The sequence below is a fragment of the Geothermobacter hydrogeniphilus genome (assembly GCF_002898515.1).
In the GTDB taxonomy this organism is placed as follows: domain Bacteria; phylum Desulfobacterota; class Desulfuromonadia; order Desulfuromonadales; family Geothermobacteraceae; genus Geothermobacter_A.
Genome location: NZ_PPFX01000058.1, coordinates 1 through 15,801 on the forward strand (window position 1 = coordinate 1; position 15,801 = coordinate 15,801).

Below are 15,801 nucleotides of genomic sequence, written 5' to 3' on the forward strand. Positions count from 1 at the left end.
AAAGGCGGGGACCTGGTGCAGTACCGGGGGAAATGGTATGCGCCGGAAGAAGCGGCGCAGTTAAAGGCCGAAGCCAAAAAGCAGGCTGAGTTTGCCGACCTATTGGAGCAGCTAGAGAGCGGCTACCGTCAGGCCCAGAGGCGCCTCGACGCCAAGCGCGTCAGCGGGCTGAAAAAGACCCTAGCCGCAGCCGAGCAGCTCTATCCGCGTGACAAGCGGATTGCGCCCTGGTCAGCGAAACTGAGCGAACTGCCGAGCTTGATCAAGCAGCAGCAGCAGAAGAAGAAGGCGTTGCTGTCGGAGGCCGAAGGCGCTTTGATGGTCTACGACAAGGAGCTTGCGATCCGCAAGGCCAAAGCCGCGCTGCAGGTTGTCCCCGGTGATGCCGAAGCGCAGGCATTGCTGGCGAAGGCGAAGAAATTGCCGGAAAAATACTATACCGATCCGACGACCGGTATGGACTTCGTGTTGGTGCCCGGTGGCTGTTATCAGATGGGGTCAAATAACGGAGGTAGCGATGAGAAGCCGGTTCACGAGGTGTGCGTGGATGCTTTTTATATGGGGAAGTATGAAGTAACCAACGGACAGTACCGCAAATACAAGTCAGGTCATGACAGCGGATCTTATAAGGGAAACACCCTGAATAGAGATCAGCAGCCGGTGGTAATGGTGAGTTGGGAAGACGCCACAGCTTTTGCGCGCTGGTTGAGCGGCAAGAGCGGCAAGGCGTATCGCCTGCCGAGCGAGGCGGAATGGGAGTATGCCGCCCGGGGCGGCACAAGGAGCGCTCGTTGGTGGGGAAATAACCCCGATCAGGCCTGCGGCAACGCCAACGTTGCCGATCGAACTGCGAAGCGAATGATTGCCGATCAAACCGGGAAGCGAAAGTGGTCAGATGAGACAATTCACAATTGTGATGACGGGTATGCAGTGAGCGCCCCGGTGGGACACTACAAGGCGAACCCTTATGGTTTGTACGACATACTGGGCAACGTCTGGGAGTGGTGTCAGGATTGGTATGACAGTGGCTATTACGGCAACAGCCCACGCAACAACCCGCAGGGGCCGTCATCAGGCTCCGACCGCGTGCTTCGCGGCGGCAGCTGGGGCAGCAACCCGGGCCACCTGCGCTCGGCCGATCGCGGCAGGAACTGGCCGGGCTACCGCAGCAGCGGCCTTGGCTTTCGGCTTGCTCTCCCTGCAGGTTCGTAGCGCGGAGGCGCGCCGAGCGGCAAAGGGTAGGGCGGGCGGAGCCGCCCGGACCGTTGCCGGTTGTGCGCCGGAGCGCGGGCCTGTTTGATGTGATTCGCCGCGACAGCGGCGCAAGATTATGAGGGTTTTCGTAGGAGCGAATTTATTCGCGATAAGCGTCTTTGGGCCGCACGAACCGCAAACCCTCAATCGCGAATAAATTCGCTCCTACAAGGGCGCGATGGGTTTGTTGGCGCGGACCACAAAACCCTGATCGCGATTAAGCTCTTACGGAGCGGTAATTTTTTAAAATAAAATAGTAAAAAAATACCATTTCTGAAATCATATGGTAATATTGTCCTGTATCCTGGGGGTGCTCATGTTCCGTAGCTTTCTTCTCCTGTTGGTTCTTTTCCTTATGTCGGGGTGTTCGGCCGGCCCGCGTAGACTCGCGCCGATATCGACGCCGGCCCCGGGGGAGTCTCTGACAATTGCTGTGCTCTCCTTTGACGGTGAGCCCGAACTTGGTGCCGGTGTCGCGGCCTCGTTGACATCCGCAATTCGGGAAGCACGGCCGAACTGGTCGGTTCTGGAAAGGGCCGAGGTGGACCGGGTGCTGGCGGAGATCAAGCTGTCGATGACCGACATCGTCGACCCGGATCACAGGGTACAGGCAGGGAAGTTTTTGGGGGCGCGTTATCTGGTGTTCGGCAATGTTCAGGAGGTCGGGGGCAAGGTCAGGTTGACGGCACGCCTGGTCGAGGTTGAGACCGGTCGGGTTGTCGCCGCCGCCGTTGTATTTGACGACCTGGATAAACTTTTTGACCTGGAAACCCAGTTGGCCGGGCAGTTGTTGCGGGGGATGCCATGAAAAGTTCCGTGTGGTTGTTACTGGTTTTGCTTGCGATCGGAACGTCGGCTTTCGCCGAGTCCTCGCCGGTGCTGGCGATTTTTCCTTTTACGGGTACCGCTGATGAACCGTCCTCCGGAAAGGAACTGTCTGGAATGTTGACGAGCATGCTGGCCCGGGATGGTCGCCTGGAGGTGGTTGAACGTCAGCAGTTGGGAATACTGGAGCGGGAAAAACTGTTGAAAGGCGGTGGGGATGAGGCCGATGATCAGGGAGATGCTCCCGCGGATGTCACCAGTTCCCGGATGCTGGGGGCCGACCTCGTGCTGCTGGGAGATCTGATGGGGAGTCATGGGCATTATCAGGGACAGGTGCGATTGGTCGATTTGCATTGGCAACGGCGTGTACTGCGGGTTGAGGCAACCGGTGAATCGTTGCCGGTGCTGAGTGAAAATCTGCTTGAAGCGGTAACCAGCGCCCTGAAACTTTACGGGGCTTATCAAAGTGACCTAGTCTCTTCATCGGCCGGGAAGACTGAAATTTCCGAACCGCTCAAAGAAGAGGACCCGGCCAGGGAGATCGACCGCAAGGAAGATCATCCGGATCTGCTGGATGAAGAGATAACCCGTCGTCTGGCACAAAATCGACGCGCGCAGAAAGCCGGAATGAAGGTATTTACCGGTGTCCCGGTTTTTGGTATGCCCGCCGGGATGTTGCTGGGTGGCAGCACCGGGCGTACGTTGCAAAAAAACCTTCGACCCTCGACCCTGAGCATGGCCGCCGGGGTGGCGACCGGTCTGCTGTCGTGGTTGTTCTACGATTGCCACAGCAGCAGAGGCGGGACCCTGACAGGCGGCTTCAGTCTCTATTTTTTCTACAACGGAATCAAGCTGCGAAAACTGGAAAACGAACAGATCCAGCTTGAAAAATGGCATCGGGCAGGTGCCGCTGACTAAGGAGGAGGATATGAAACCAGTCACTCTCTTTCGCGGGTTCGGGTATGGAGTGTTGCTTATGCTGTTGCTCTGGGGCTGTGCTGGACAGAAACAACTCCCCGGCAGTGAAACTGTGGTTGAAACCTCGGGAGGGGATCGGCCAGACTGGGTGACCGAAGTTCCGGAGGATGAAGATGGTTTGATGTTTTTCCGTGGGTTCAAAACCAAAGCGGTGACCCTGGAGGGTGGGTTGACGGATGCTCGTGAAAATGCCAGCCGACAGATCATCGAGATGATTGAACAGCGCGGCATGGCGGACTATTCAAACGTGCGGGTCGAACGGGGTATCCCCGAGAGCGACGCTGATATCGGCAGTGTCATCAATGACGGGTTGAAAATTCTCTCTGACAACGTGGTGCGCGGCATCAAGGAACGGGAAACCTATTTCGAAAAAGTCGAGGTCTTTACCGGCAGTGGCCTGAAGTATTATTACAATGTTTTCTCGCTGGTGGCGATCCCCGAGAATGAATATCGGGTGGCCATGCAACGGGCCGTTGACACTTTGAAGGTGCGGGCCAGGGAACAGAACAACGCCAAGGCCGAGGCCTTTCTGGATGAGATGAACAAGCGGTTCTACCGGGCCGATGTTTCCAGACAGTGACCCTGTTCTTCTGATCCGGCTGTTGTGGCTGGCGGCTCTGCTGGCATTTCTGCTTCCGGCAGGGTGCGGGGAGGTACGTAGCCCCCGCTTGCAGGCTTCCGCCGATCAGCCTCCGGAGTGGATTGTGCGGGTGCCGGCAGCGGACGACACTTTTCTCTATTTTCGGGGCATACGCACCGGGGTTGCGCGCCTGGAGGATGGAGAACGGGACGCCATGCAGGCCGCGGTGAGGAGTATCCTTGACTACCTGGGCCAGGAAGGGATGGTTTATTACGCGGCCGAGCGTCATGCTGCCGCGACCCGCATCACGGATCGGGTCAGGCTGCAGTCGGCAGGCACGGTTCATAGCGCCAAGCTGGTGCAACTCTATTATCGGCAGGTGGTGAGTCAGGAGGGGCGGTTTCTCTATGATGTGTTTACCCTGGTCCGCTATCCACGCCGGGAAGTTGTCGCTGAGCGGGAGCGATACCTGGCCGAGAGGAAACGCCTGTTTCAGGCTGCACTGCGTTCCTGGTGTCAGGGGAGGGCAGCTGCGGACAAAGGTCATGACGACAAGGCCCTGGCAGACTTTGCCCTGGTGAGAGATCTGTTGGCCCGAATCCCGCGTGGGGTTTATCTGGACCTGCTGGCGAAGACCGGGACGGAGGATTTTGCCCGGCAGGCCGAGTCGCGGCGTCGTATCGTCGAAAAGAAAGTTCGCAGCCTGGTGGTTGTCGTTTCTGCGCCGGATGGAGTACGGCGAGATGTGTCGTCTCTGTTCAGCCCGTTGGTCGTGGTGTTGGAAAAATTCGGTTTTTCCCTGCAGGGGCCGGTGAGTCGCGGGCGAGGGAGCCTCCCTGAAAGCCGTTACCGCCTGGAGATCACTGTTGGGACAACCGAGCCGCGCGACAATCTCGGTCAGTTTTACAGTTCCCTTGCCGAAGGGGATCTGCGAATGCGGGACCTGCGGCACGACCAGCTTGTTTTCAGCCGTGCCTTGCAGAGCAGGGGGTTTGCGGAAAATGCTGATGCCGCGCGTTATGAGGCTTTAACTGCTTTTGTTGCGCGATGCGTGGATGAAATATCCACAGTTTATGGCACATCGCACGGAGTGGAAACTCTGTGATGAGCGATTCAAAGGGAGGGGCTGTGTCGTGTTCGACAACGGGCAAATCCTGGTTTCAACGTCATCCCGACCGGGCCTTCCTCCTGCAGATGCTGTTGTGCGTGGGGCTCGTTTACTGGGTCAGGCTTGAGCAGGAGTTTCTGCGTCCGATCCTGTTTCTGATGCTGTTGTTCTCTCCAGTCTATGCCTGGCTGCTGTTCAGCATGAAGGCCGTGGTCCAGGGGCAGAGCGGTACCCGGAAGATGTTGTCTCGGATCACCTTTCTGCCCGTTCCGATCACTGAGGACGAGTGGCGCCGGCAGGGTTTCGCCTGGTGTACTTATGGCCTGATTCTTGTCAATGTCGGGGTCTTCTACCTGGGCCAACTGCAATTTCCTTCGTGGTTCGAAAATAACCTGCTTTTTCTGCCGCGTCGGCCGAATGCCTGGAATATACCGGTAAGCGTCTTGATGTCATCCTTCCTGCATGGTGGCCGTGGGCACCTGTGGGGCAACATGTTCTTTCTCTGGGCGATGGGCACGGTGGTGGAACGCAGAATCGGCGGCGGGCGTTTTCTGCTCTGCTACCTGGTGGCGGCGGTAACCTCCGGGTTGTTTTTCTTCGATGTGATGTGGCTTGCCACAGGTCAGTACTCTCACCTGCTGGGAGCTTCCGGCGCCATCAGTGGGATCATCGGGCTTTATGCCGTGCGCTGCTATTTCAAAACCATGCTGGTCCCCTTTCCGTTGCTGGGGTTGCTGTCATTGTTTTACCCTGTCTATCTGCAGATTCGGATGAACGCGTTGCTGGTGATCGGGGTATTCTTTCTTTCCAATCTTGATCACGGCATCGGGCAGTTGACCGGGACCCGCTTCAGTTACGTCGCCCACTGGGCTCATCTGGGTGGCCTGGGTATCGGGTTGCTGCTCGGTTGGTTCCTGCGGTTGGCAAAACCGGCGTTGCAGGAACGGCACCTTGAGTTGAGCCGCAGGAGGGTTGGCTGCAACGGTTTTGGCCTGGATGCCAGGCAATTGTCGCTGGAAACCGTTCTGGATCTGGACCCGGACAATGTCGAGGCGCGCCTGGAATTGGCCCGAGTCCATTCCCGCCATCGACTGTCGGAACAAGCCCGCACCCTGTATCTGGCCCTTGTCAGGGAGTTGGTCGGCAGTGACCCGAAACGGGCCGCGGATATCTTTCGTGAATATCTGGACCGTTACTGGCAACCGGCATCGCCGGATCTGCAATATCGGATGGCCGGTTTGTTTTTTCATTTTGGAGATCTGCCAATGGCTTCCAGGTGCCTCGACATGCTGCTCGCGGAGCAGGATCTCCCTTCTGAAATACGGGAGAAGGCGATGTTTCAGATGGTTAAGGTACTTTTCTCTATGAAGTTGGCGGACCCTGCCAGAGAATACGCTGACCGCTTCAAAAACGATTTCCCGCAGTCTGCCCTTGGATTTTCATCCTGGCTGAAATGAGAGGGAATGCTGGTTGTTACTTTTCCCCGATCCGCTGCAGCACGTCATTGTCCGAACCATTGAGCGTAGGGGGCCAAATCTTGCATCCACTGTCGAATTGACGGGCCCCATCCGTGGATCAAGGCAGGGGTCAAATTTCAGGAATGGGCACAGAATGGGCACGAAACAAAACAAGGGGTCAGCGAAAATTCGCTAACCCCTTGATATTTATGGTGGGCGTTACTGGGATTGAACCAGTGACCCTTGCCGTGTGAAGGCAATGCTCTCCCGCTGAGCTAAACGCCCGTTTGTATTGTGCTGAGGCCGAAATTTATAGCAAGAGCATGGGCGGGTGTCAATAGATTTCATGAAATCCGCTGGTGGGGCAGGAAGGGTGTCGTGCCCGCTCCCGGCGATGTTTTCAGCGACATTGACTTTTGAATTTTAAAAACGTAAATTGCTAATTGATTTTGAGTGTTTGCAGTTTATAGAGGGGACTGATTTGGTTATCAATCTGTAAGTTCCGGGCCGCCATTTATCCGCTTCAGCAGCGGATTTTCGGCGGCCTTTTGTTGTTGGGATTGGGGAGTGAAGAGGGGACTCTGGCCGAGACAACAGCCGCGACCGACTGATTCGCATGCCGAACAGAAGGTTTACGCGGCCCTGCGGAAACAGCTTCCACAGAACTGGACGGCCTGGCATTCATTGCGTATTCGTACTGCTGACGGTCTTGAAGGTGAGGGCGATTTTGTCCTGGCCATCCCGCAGCGCGGCTTTCTGGTGCTGGAGGTCAAGGGTGGCCACATTGAGCAGCGCGATGGCCGCTGGTATCAGAACGGTCATCCTTTAAACCGCGGGCCGCGGGGCCAGGCGCTCGGTTTTGCAAAAAAGCTGTCCGCCCGTTTGAAGGAGGCAGGTTCACAGTCGGTTCCGTATGCGGTACTGACGATCTTTCCCGACACCGCGTTCTCCAATCCTCCCGGTCAGGATGATCTCAGCGCTCTGGTTCTTGGTGAGCAGGACCTTCCCTGGTTGGTTGACTCGATTCAGGCCAAGCTCGACAAGGCGTTCCCCGCCGATTTTCTCATCCCCGAGAACAACTGGGTCGGTCTGCTGCACCGCTTCTGGGGCGAGAACTGGGTTCCCAAACTCAAGTTGGGCCACAAAGCGAGGATTGACGCCGAACAGCGGCTCAAACTCGATGTCGACCAGCTGCGACTGATCGACGGTCTGCTCGGCAACTGCCGGTTGCTGGTGGAGGGGGTTGCCGGATCGGGGAAAACCCTGGTCGCCCGGGAAGCCGCTCTGAACATGGCTCGACAGGGCCGCCGGGTCTTGTATCTCTGCTTCACCGACGCGCTGGCCGAATGGTTGCGTCCGACTTTTGCCGGGAGCGGGGTCGAGGTTTTTACCGTCCCGCGTTACGCGGTGCATCTGTTGCAACAGGCCGGATTGATCGACGGGCCCGAATCGACGCCGGAGTTCTGGTTCGATGTGGCGCTGCAGGCCGCTGCCGACGCTCTTCCCGAACCGGAACAGGCTCCCGAGGTGGTGGTTCTGGATGAAGCACAGGATCTGACCGAAAACGACTGGGAACTGGTCGGCGCGCTGGCTGCCGAGCGCATCTGTTGGATGTTTTATGATCCGGCCCAGTCTTTCTGGCAGGAGCGGGTTCTTCCGGTATGGACCGGGCAGGGCGGGCGTTTCAGTCTGACCCGCTGTTACCGCTGTCCTCCCGCAGTGATGGAATATTCCCGCAAGCTCCACGGCCGGCCTTGTGACGAGGAGCTACTGCGCGAGGGATTCGACGCGGGGGTTCTCGGGGTTGTCAACGCGCCGAGCGAAACAGCGGTTTTGGGGCGAATCGAAAATTTTGCAATAAAGCGTTCAAACACAGGGCTAAAAGATGTTCAGGAAATTATTTTCCAAAAAAATTGAATACAGCTTTGACGAAGTCTACAAAGACGCAAATTCTGGCGATCCTGTTGCACAATGCAAACTTGCCCTTATGTATGAAAAAGGCATGGGCATTAAACAGTCAGATGTTCAAGCTGGAATCTGGTATTTAAAGGCTGCAAGAAGTGGAAACCTCGATGCCATCTTTAAAATTGGTGTTTTTTATATAAGTGGAAAAGGTGTACCAAAGGTTACCGATACAGGTGTTAAATGGCTTACTAAAGCACGTGACAATGGCCATCCAAAAGCACAAGATCTAATAGATGAGTTCACAAATTCAAATATTGACAACTGCAATAAAAATTCGATTGAGATTAGTAAAACTCACAACAAAGATAATGCTCTTGATAAAATTGGTGATTTAAATTGCGCAGAACATGTAACAATTAACAACACTGATGAATGTTTTGGCGAAACCATTGAAACTCACAAGGTAGAGGAAATCCTAGATAAAATTGAAGATTTCAAAAATTTAGAAATATTGGAGACAAGAATTTCAGAACTAGTTCAATGGCACGATGTTCCTGTTAGACTGCTCAATGGAATCAACCACGCAATAAGCCATGGCCTTATAAGTTTTGACACGGTGCTTGACTTTCTTATGAACGAAGAAAATGCCATAAAAGAACTTATGCGCGTTAAAAACATAGGAAAAAAATCAATAAACGATTTAAGAACCATCCTATCAAAGCATAACGCATACCAAGCATACCAAGCATACCAAAAGGAAATTTCACAAAAATTCGATATCGAAGAAAATGATGAGCGCCTATCAAAAACAATTATAGACTTAGTAAATGAAAATCACGTTTCTAATCGCTTAAGAAATAGGATCAATGAATTCTACAGAAACAATCTACTATCTTTCTTGACAGTAAAAGACTACAAAGAAAACCCAAGCGCAGCTAATCACGAAATGATGAGTCTGCCTAATTTTGGTAGAGGAACTTTGGATGAATTAAACGATCTTGTAAATAACTTTATTACTGGAGAGGAAAAAAAGAATTGCAACATTCCTGAATCGATTTCATCAGAGGCGTTAATTGATTATATTTCAAACTTTGTGAAAGAACGGAACTTTGAAATTTTTTTGATGAGAAGAGGGCTATGTGGAGTCGACAAACACACCTTAGGAGAAGTTGCTGAAAGATATGGCCTAACAAGAGAAAGAGTACGCCAGATTGACAAAAAAATTGTTGAAAAATGCCGTATCAAGGCCAACAGAATATATTTCGAGAAATACCTTTTGCAGAGGAAGCAAGAGATTAGTGACATTATATTTTCAGGTTCTCCTGCAATAAACCTTAAGGCGGCAAAATCAAAACATAAAAAACTGATTAGTGTCGACGCCTTAGCAATTGAAGTAGTTCATGAAAAAATTGAAGGCTGGCTTACTTACAATTACAAGAAAAAAGGTGATTTGTGGGCTATAAATGACGTCTGTTTAAATAACTATCCTCATCTTTCTAGCCAATTTTTCGAACTTACAGGTGAATGCAAAAAAACAATTAAAAGAAAGACAGAAATCCTAACCTGGCCAATAAGTATAGGGCAAATATTTGAAGAATTCCCATATATTGACGAAAATGAAATTATTGATTATCTTACAAATGATCTTGGCGCAGAAATAAATAATGGGATCATCGTCAAACTGAAAAAGTTGTCTCCAAAAAATCGCTTAATACATGTCCTCAGAAAAGTTGGTCATGGACTACATACATCGCAAATTAGGGCTTATCACAAAGATATGTTCGGTTTAGATGTCTCTGAACATGCTATAGGTGCAGTACTCGGAAGGCTAGAAGAAGCTTTAATCGTAGGCAGGGGCGTTTATGATATTTATGAAAATTTAACTCTAACTAGCGATGACTTGAAGGAAGTGAGAGACAGGACCTTTAAATACCTCGAAAGTCGCGAGGGGTTTGTCTCTGCAAAAGTTATTTATAAAAATGTATTTTCTGAAGACTCTTACCGTTTTAGCACCGAGTTCTCTGACTATATGCTACTAGGGATACTGCAGGACGATGAGCGTTTCAGTGTAAAGCACGGTCTTATGGTTGGACTCGCTGGGGACTCATTAGGAAATGGCTATATTCCCTTAATGGATCAAATCACACAAGTCGTAGAGGAATACGGCCCGGTGAGTGTTCCAGAAATTTCAGAAAAGATAAAAGAGAATCGAGAGGTGTTTGACACAACCATTGTAGTAATGTTGAATTCCTCACCTGATGTGGTTGCCACAAAAGAGCGTGGAAAATTTAACTTAACAGAAAAAGTTCTCGGGACTGAAGAAGATATTTTTTACTTAGATATCGCTTTAGAAATTGCACTTTTAGAATCTGCTAAAAGCTGTCACGTTTTAGAAGATTCTCTTCAAGCTGTTGGCATTCAATGTCACAAACGGACCATAAAATCTTGGGTTAGCAAGTCGACCAAATATGACATTTCTGGAGACATGGTAAGACTTATTAAACCCTCCGATGAAGTGACACTTTATAATAGTATTTACGAAACTATGAAAAAAAGAGAACTGTCCTTTCAAGAGTTATATGAATCACTAACTGTAGCGTTAGAAGGCAAGAACGAACAGCGATTTATCCAATATGATTGCAGAGTACATATGAGCAACTATTCTTCCAAAATAGAGACAATTGAAAACATGCTAGAGGAATTCGACTTTTGATGAATTTTAAGGACATGCAACTTCCACTTTCGATTAAAACTACACATGCTAACCCTGTGGATGAATTTTTTGTACCAGTTTTGAAACTGGCAATAACGTATGATATTGCCGTTGGATACTTCTCCAGCAACTGGATTCGCGATGCTGCTGAAGGTATTGCACATTTTGCGGCAAATGGGGGTCAAGCAAGATGGATTATATCTCCAGAATTAACCAAAGATGATTATGAGGCCATTAAATTAGGAGACCATGGGGAGATTAAACCTCACATTTTAGATGATCTAATTGACCGCTCATTTGAGAAATTGTTCAACAATTTAAAAGAGAACACACGAGACACCTTGTCATGGTTGATTCGAGACGGAGTAATGGAGTTTAAAGTCGGCATCCCTATCAATAAGTTAAGCGGAATTATGCATGCTAAAATGGGATGCTTTAGAGATAAAGAAGGGAATATTATAGGATTTAGCGGTTCCTATAATTTAACCGCTGCAGCAATTACTAATTGGGAAAAAATTGATATTTACTCTGCTTGGAGATCAGAAGAATCCTCTCTTAGAACACAAGAGATTATTGATGAATTCGAAGTTATGTGGAAGCGGGAAGATCCCAATCTTTCTGTTTACAAGCCGCCTGAAGTTTCCATTGAAAGATTTATTAGACATACATCTAAAGCACCCAGACCCTACATAATCATACAAGAAAGGCCGAAGCTTAGAGTCCCAGAGAAATTTTTATCAAGGGGCAAATTGCGCCCGTATCAAGATGAGGCTATCAATAATTGGTTTAAAGCTAATGGGCGTGGCATTTTTGCCATGGCAACCGGTTCAGGCAAAACTGTTACAGCTTTAAGCGCCATGACGCAGCTGACTAACTATGTGATTAACAATGACGGCAAGGTTGTAATTATTGTGTCAGTGCCGTTTGTCCACTTAGCAGACCAATGGGAATCAGAGGCCGAAGCTTTTGGGTTCAATACATTTAAGTGCTATTTAAATTCACAGAAGTGGTTGGCTAATGTTCAGAACGCCCTCAGCAATATGCTGCTAGATATAACCTCTCATGTGATGCTGATTACAGTAAATGCGACATTTTTAAACGAACCATTTCAGAAAATTTTATCTGGAATTAGCTCAACTATAGTTTTTGTCGCTGACGAAATGCATAACTTGGGCGCACCAAACTTAAGGCGCCTGTTGCCCTCAAAAGCCCAATTTCGCCTAGGTCTTTCTGCTACCCCCAATCGATACAAAGACGAACAAGGGAGCCAGGCTCTAGAAGACTATTTTGGGGCCACTGTTTTCAAATTTGGTTTAGAAGATGCAATTAAACACGGATTTCTTTGTGAATATTTTTACTACCCTATAACTGTAGAATTAACAGAGTTCGAAATGGAAGAGTACATACAGCTATCAAAAGCAATATCGCAAGCTTTTGCCGTTGGAGACAACTCTGATAAAGATGGGCCTTCTGACAAACTAAAAAACCTTTTAATAAAAAGGGCACGATTGATTAGTTGTGCGGAAAATAAATTACCAAAGCTACTAGAACTACTGCGTAAGGAAGAGGATTTAAAATATTGCCTTATTTATTGTGGGAATACGATCAAGGATGGAGTCAGATATGTTGACAATACGCTTAAATATATTGGTAATAACTTAAAAATTAGGGCAGGAAAATTCACATCTACCGAATCAAAGACAGAACGTCAAAATCTATTAAAAAGATTTGCAGATGGGGACTTGCAAGCCTTGGCTGCTATACGATGTCTTGATGAGGGCGTTGATATCCCGAGGACTGAAAAAGCTTACATCCTTGCATCAACATCAAACCCAAAAGAATTCGTTCAGCGCCGAGGAAGAGTTTTAAGAAAAAGCCCTGGGAAGAAGTATGCTTACATTTATGATTTTATTGTTGCTCCAAACATTGAGAATATAAATGCATCTGGTAGTGCAATTTTCAATTCTGAAAGAAATCTACTAAAGAGAGAGCTTGAAAGAGTTAATGAATTTGTTTCTTTGGCGATAAACCAAGGAGAAGCATATAAGCAACTTGGAAAAATAAAAGAAAAGCTGCATTTGCTAGATCTTTAAGGAGTAAAATATGATCAAGCTAACACCAAAAGAAGTACTAGAGTCTACGACTGATATTGTAAAAGGAATGATGGCAGAAATTATTAAAATTGAAAAAGAGTACCAGCATTACCAGAATCTCAGTTATGTTAAAGATAAAGAAAAGGAAGTCTGCTTGAGAATAAAAAAACTGATCGAAAGGAAAACCCTGTGAAAATACAAAAAATCACAATACAGAACTTTAGACAGTTTTTTGGACAGCATTCCCTTGAGTTTAGTACTGATGAAGTAAAAGGGATTACAGTAATTCACGGAGAAAATGGATCAGGTAAAACAAGCCTTTTGAATGCCTTCAAGTGGTGTTTTTATGGACATGCCGATTTTGACACTGGTCTTGACAATATTTTAAATGAACAAGCTATAGTCAAGTCATCCGACGGAGAAGATATTGAACTATCAATTAAAATAGATTTTGAACATGAAGGCTCTGATTATACAGCTTCTCGTGTCCAAAGATTTATCAAAACCACGGGGTTGAAAGTGGACTCTATAGGTGGATCCGTTTTTAAACTTAGGTGGATTGATCAAAATGGTTCGTGCCAAGAGTCAACGAATGCGGACACACAAATGAACCAAATCCTTCCAGAAAAAATGCACTCCTATTTCTTTTTCAATGGTGAGCGTATTGAAAAGCTTGCCAATGCTAGCTCGTCAGGCCAGATTCGAGAGGCAATCAAAACGTTGATGGGACTTCAAATAGTTGAAAGGGCCGGTATACATTTAGAAAAATATGTAATAAAGGAGTTCAAAAAAGAACTTAAAAAACAATCGCCTGGTAAATTGCAAGAAGTCATTGATAGAGAGACAAAACTGCAAGAGGAAATTGACAGTTTAAAAGAAAGAATGTATGTAACTAAGGATAATAAAAAATTTTTTAAGGACGAAATATCTAAGATAAGTTCAAGGCTTGCGATGATAAAAGATGTTGCCGCATTACAAGACGAAAGAAAATTTATTGAGAATCGATTGGATACTATCAAAAAATCAAAAGACTCATTATCTGCAAGTATAAAAGATTTAATTTCGACTAAAGGGTTTCTTCCATTTTTTACAGAAACGGCTGCTACTGTCGGGGCTCTTTTAGAGGAAAAAAGAAAACGTGGAGAGCTACCTTACAAAATCAAGCAACAGTTCATTGATGACTTACTAAGCAACGGCAAATGCATATGTGGTACATGTTTAAACAAGGGCGAAGAAAATTATTCGAATGTTGAGAAATATCGATTGCAGGCTAGCTCTAAGGGACTAGAAGAAGCATTCATAACTACGGCAGGGGCTATTAAGCAGGTCGATAGGAGTAAGTCCGATTTATTTAGAGCAATAAAAGACAATATTAAACAAGGTGTAGACCTAGAAAGTGAACGCGACAAACTAAGTGGCCGGCTTGACGTAATCTCTAAAAAACTTCAGGAATCCGAAGTAGAATCTGTCCCCGGCCTTGAAAATAAACGTAAGGAGATAGAAGAGAAGCTTGATAAGGCACAAAAAGAGCTAGGCAAGTTAGAGTTTGAGCTTGAGACAAAAACGCAAGAGCATAAAGAAGCCAAGAGAGCTCGTGAAGAGATCACGGATGTTTCTCAACAGTACGAGAAGATTAGTAAACGCCTGTCTAATGCTGAAGAGTGTGCCCGCGTTGCAAAAGCGCTTCATGTTGCGTTATCAAATCAGACTAGGGAGAAGCTGTCCAAAAGGGTTGACAAGACTTTTAAAGATATTATCAGAAAACCTTACTGGGCAGAAATTGATCAAGACTATACTTTACAAATATATAGAGAAATTGAGGGACATGGGAAACAACTGGTCCCAGAAAAATCTACAGCAGAAAGTCAAATTACAAGTTTAAGCTTCATCTCCAGTATCGTTAACTTAGCAAAAGAGCAGCAAAACCAAGATAGTGATTTCATAAAAGGCGGAGTCTTCCCCATTATTATGGACTCACCTTTTGGGTCAATCGATGATGAGTACAGAGCGTTAATTGCACGCTATATTCCCATGCTAGCAGACCAAGTAATTGTCTTCGCATCAAGTTCTCAATGGAGAGGCCCTGTTTCAAAAGAATGTGCTCCGCGGCTAGGCAAAGAGTATAGCCTCATTTACCACTGTAAGGAAGTCGACGAAGGCCGGGAAAGTTATTATGTGAGGCCTGGTGCAGACTTTGAATTTTCAGAAATCGAGGAGGGATACCATGGCTGATCGCGTAAGAAGACCTGTGGAATTTGATAAAATGTTAAATGAGTTGAGAGATGAAGGCATTTTCAAAACTTATAAAGATGCGCTTGTTTTTGCGGCATGCTTAGGGAAAAACAGAGGGAAGCGAGTTGCTTTCGAAAAGTCAGGTGAGCCTATAAATTTACAGATATTTAGTGCAGAGTTTGATCAGATGGTTTTAAATTGCATTGCCATTTCTGAAAACTCAGAACCTGAAATAATGGGTAAAGATCGCGAAGACGAAAAAGTAAGAATTTTCGAAGAGTACGCATGTGGTGGGCTAGAAATTCTCAAAAACGAATTTTGGGATTCAAGGTTGGGTTGGGAATCAGGATTAGTAAATCTAATCTTAAGAGAAGAAAAAGAAGATAAAATCCTGACAGACATAACTATGCTAGGTGATTAAGCTGTCCGAGTGTCTACTTTTGAACGCTAATTATACTTTAATGTTTATACTCCCCAAGTATACAGAGATAGTTGTCACCTGATATATTTTTTTTGTAAAAACCAATTATCAAACTTCTTAAAAAATATGGCTCGTCAGCAGAATCTGTGGAGATAATCAGGTTCCGGCAACTTGCCAAGCTCGTGATATAGGGCGATTTGCAGGCATTTGAGGGTTCGAAACCCGTAGGCTTTTC

The 15,801-nt window shown here is 47.6% G+C and carries 12 protein-coding genes and 1 tRNA gene; 12 read left to right on the forward strand and 1 reads right to left on the reverse strand.

Features of this window, described 5'->3' with window-relative positions; genetic code table 11:
* From C2E25_RS16505 to C2E25_RS16530, 6 genes are all read left to right on the forward strand, one after another.
* The coding region (locus C2E25_RS16505; protein ID WP_103116820.1) for a formylglycine-generating enzyme family protein at positions 1–1,212 on the forward strand (1,212 nt) is incomplete at its 5' end.
* A 475-nt stretch (positions 1,213–1,687) separates the two neighbouring features.
* Positions 1,688–2,062, forward strand: coding sequence for a CsgG/HfaB family protein (locus C2E25_RS16510; RefSeq protein WP_158247314.1), 375 nt, complete (start codon positions 1,688–1,690; stop codon positions 2,060–2,062).
* Positions 2,059–2,997, forward strand: coding sequence for a CsgG/HfaB family protein (locus C2E25_RS16515; RefSeq protein ID WP_103116822.1), 939 nt, complete (start codon positions 2,059–2,061; stop codon positions 2,995–2,997). The genes C2E25_RS16510 and C2E25_RS16515 overlap by 4 nt, the downstream gene beginning before the upstream one ends.
* A gap of 10 nt (positions 2,998–3,007) precedes the next feature.
* The gene (locus tag C2E25_RS16520; protein WP_146033006.1) at positions 3,008–3,637 is read left to right on the forward strand and encodes a hypothetical protein; all 630 of its coding nucleotides are present in this window, start codon (positions 3,008–3,010) and stop codon (positions 3,635–3,637) included.
* Entirely contained in the window at positions 3,621–4,742 is a 1,122-nt protein-coding gene (locus C2E25_RS16525) for a hypothetical protein (RefSeq protein ID WP_103116824.1), read from the forward strand. Before C2E25_RS16520 ends, C2E25_RS16525 begins: the two co-directional genes overlap by 17 nt.
* 23 nt (positions 4,743–4,765) lie before the next feature.
* Positions 4,766–6,202: a rhomboid family intramembrane serine protease gene (locus C2E25_RS16530; protein ID WP_158247317.1), complete on the forward strand. Its 1,437-nt coding sequence runs from the start codon at positions 4,766–4,768 to the stop codon at positions 6,200–6,202.
* A 210-nt stretch (positions 6,203–6,412) separates the two neighbouring features.
* On the opposite strand, the gene C2E25_RS16535 is transcribed toward C2E25_RS16530, so the two are convergent.
* Positions 6,413–6,487 (reverse strand) — tRNA-Val (locus C2E25_RS16535).
* A 282-nt stretch (positions 6,488–6,769) separates the two neighbouring features.
* Between C2E25_RS16535 and C2E25_RS16540 the strand changes: the two genes are divergently transcribed.
* The 6 genes from C2E25_RS16540 to C2E25_RS16565 are packed head-to-tail and all read left to right on the forward strand — an operon-like array spanning position 6,770 to position 15,566.
* Positions 6,770–8,119 carry an NERD domain-containing protein/DEAD/DEAH box helicase gene (locus C2E25_RS16540; RefSeq protein ID WP_103116826.1) on the forward strand — a complete coding sequence of 450 codons (1,350 nt, stop codon included), beginning with the start codon at positions 6,770–6,772 and terminating at the stop codon, positions 8,117–8,119.
* Positions 8,088–10,820, forward strand: coding sequence for a tetratricopeptide repeat protein (locus C2E25_RS16545; RefSeq protein ID WP_103116827.1), 2,733 nt, complete (start codon positions 8,088–8,090; stop codon positions 10,818–10,820). Before C2E25_RS16540 ends, C2E25_RS16545 begins: the two co-directional genes overlap by 32 nt.
* A complete protein-coding gene (locus tag C2E25_RS16550; protein ID WP_103116828.1) occupies positions 10,820–12,913 on the forward strand; it encodes a DEAD/DEAH box helicase family protein in 2,094 nt (697 codons plus the stop codon). The genes C2E25_RS16545 and C2E25_RS16550 overlap by 1 nt, the downstream gene beginning before the upstream one ends.
* Positions 12,914–12,923: 10 nt before the next feature.
* On the forward strand, positions 12,924–13,106 hold the full coding sequence (locus C2E25_RS16555; protein ID WP_103116829.1) for a hypothetical protein: 183 nt from the start codon (positions 12,924–12,926) through the stop codon (positions 13,104–13,106).
* Entirely contained in the window at positions 13,103–15,145 is a 2,043-nt protein-coding gene (locus C2E25_RS16560) for an AAA family ATPase (RefSeq protein ID WP_158247318.1), read from the forward strand. Before C2E25_RS16555 ends, C2E25_RS16560 begins: the two co-directional genes overlap by 4 nt.
* The gene (locus C2E25_RS16565) at positions 15,138–15,566 is read left to right on the forward strand and encodes a DNA phosphorothioation-associated protein 4 (protein ID WP_103116831.1); all 429 of its coding nucleotides are present in this window, start codon (positions 15,138–15,140) and stop codon (positions 15,564–15,566) included. Before C2E25_RS16560 ends, C2E25_RS16565 begins: the two co-directional genes overlap by 8 nt.
* Positions 15,567–15,801 lie beyond the last annotated feature (235 nt).

Excerpts from the sequence above, each read along its gene's own strand:
- C2E25_RS16515 (WP_103116822.1), top strand. The coding sequence starts at position 2,059 with ATGAAAAGTTCCGTGTGGTTGTTACTGGTTTTGCTTGCGATCGGAACG.
- C2E25_RS16520 (WP_146033006.1), top strand. The coding sequence starts at position 3,008 with ATGAAACCAGTCACTCTCTTTCGCGGGTTCGGGTATGGAGTGTTGCTT.
- C2E25_RS16525 (WP_103116824.1), top strand. The coding sequence starts at position 3,621 with ATGTTTCCAGACAGTGACCCTGTTCTTCTGATCCGGCTGTTGTGGCTG.
- C2E25_RS16545 (WP_103116827.1), top strand. The coding sequence starts at position 8,088 with ATGTTCAGGAAATTATTTTCCAAAAAAATTGAATACAGCTTTGACGAA.
- C2E25_RS16550 (WP_103116828.1), top strand. The coding sequence starts at position 10,820 with ATGAATTTTAAGGACATGCAACTTCCACTTTCGATTAAAACTACACAT.
- C2E25_RS16555 (WP_103116829.1), top strand. The coding sequence starts at position 12,924 with ATGATCAAGCTAACACCAAAAGAAGTACTAGAGTCTACGACTGATATT.
- C2E25_RS16565 (WP_103116831.1), top strand. The coding sequence starts at position 15,138 with ATGGCTGATCGCGTAAGAAGACCTGTGGAATTTGATAAAATGTTAAAT.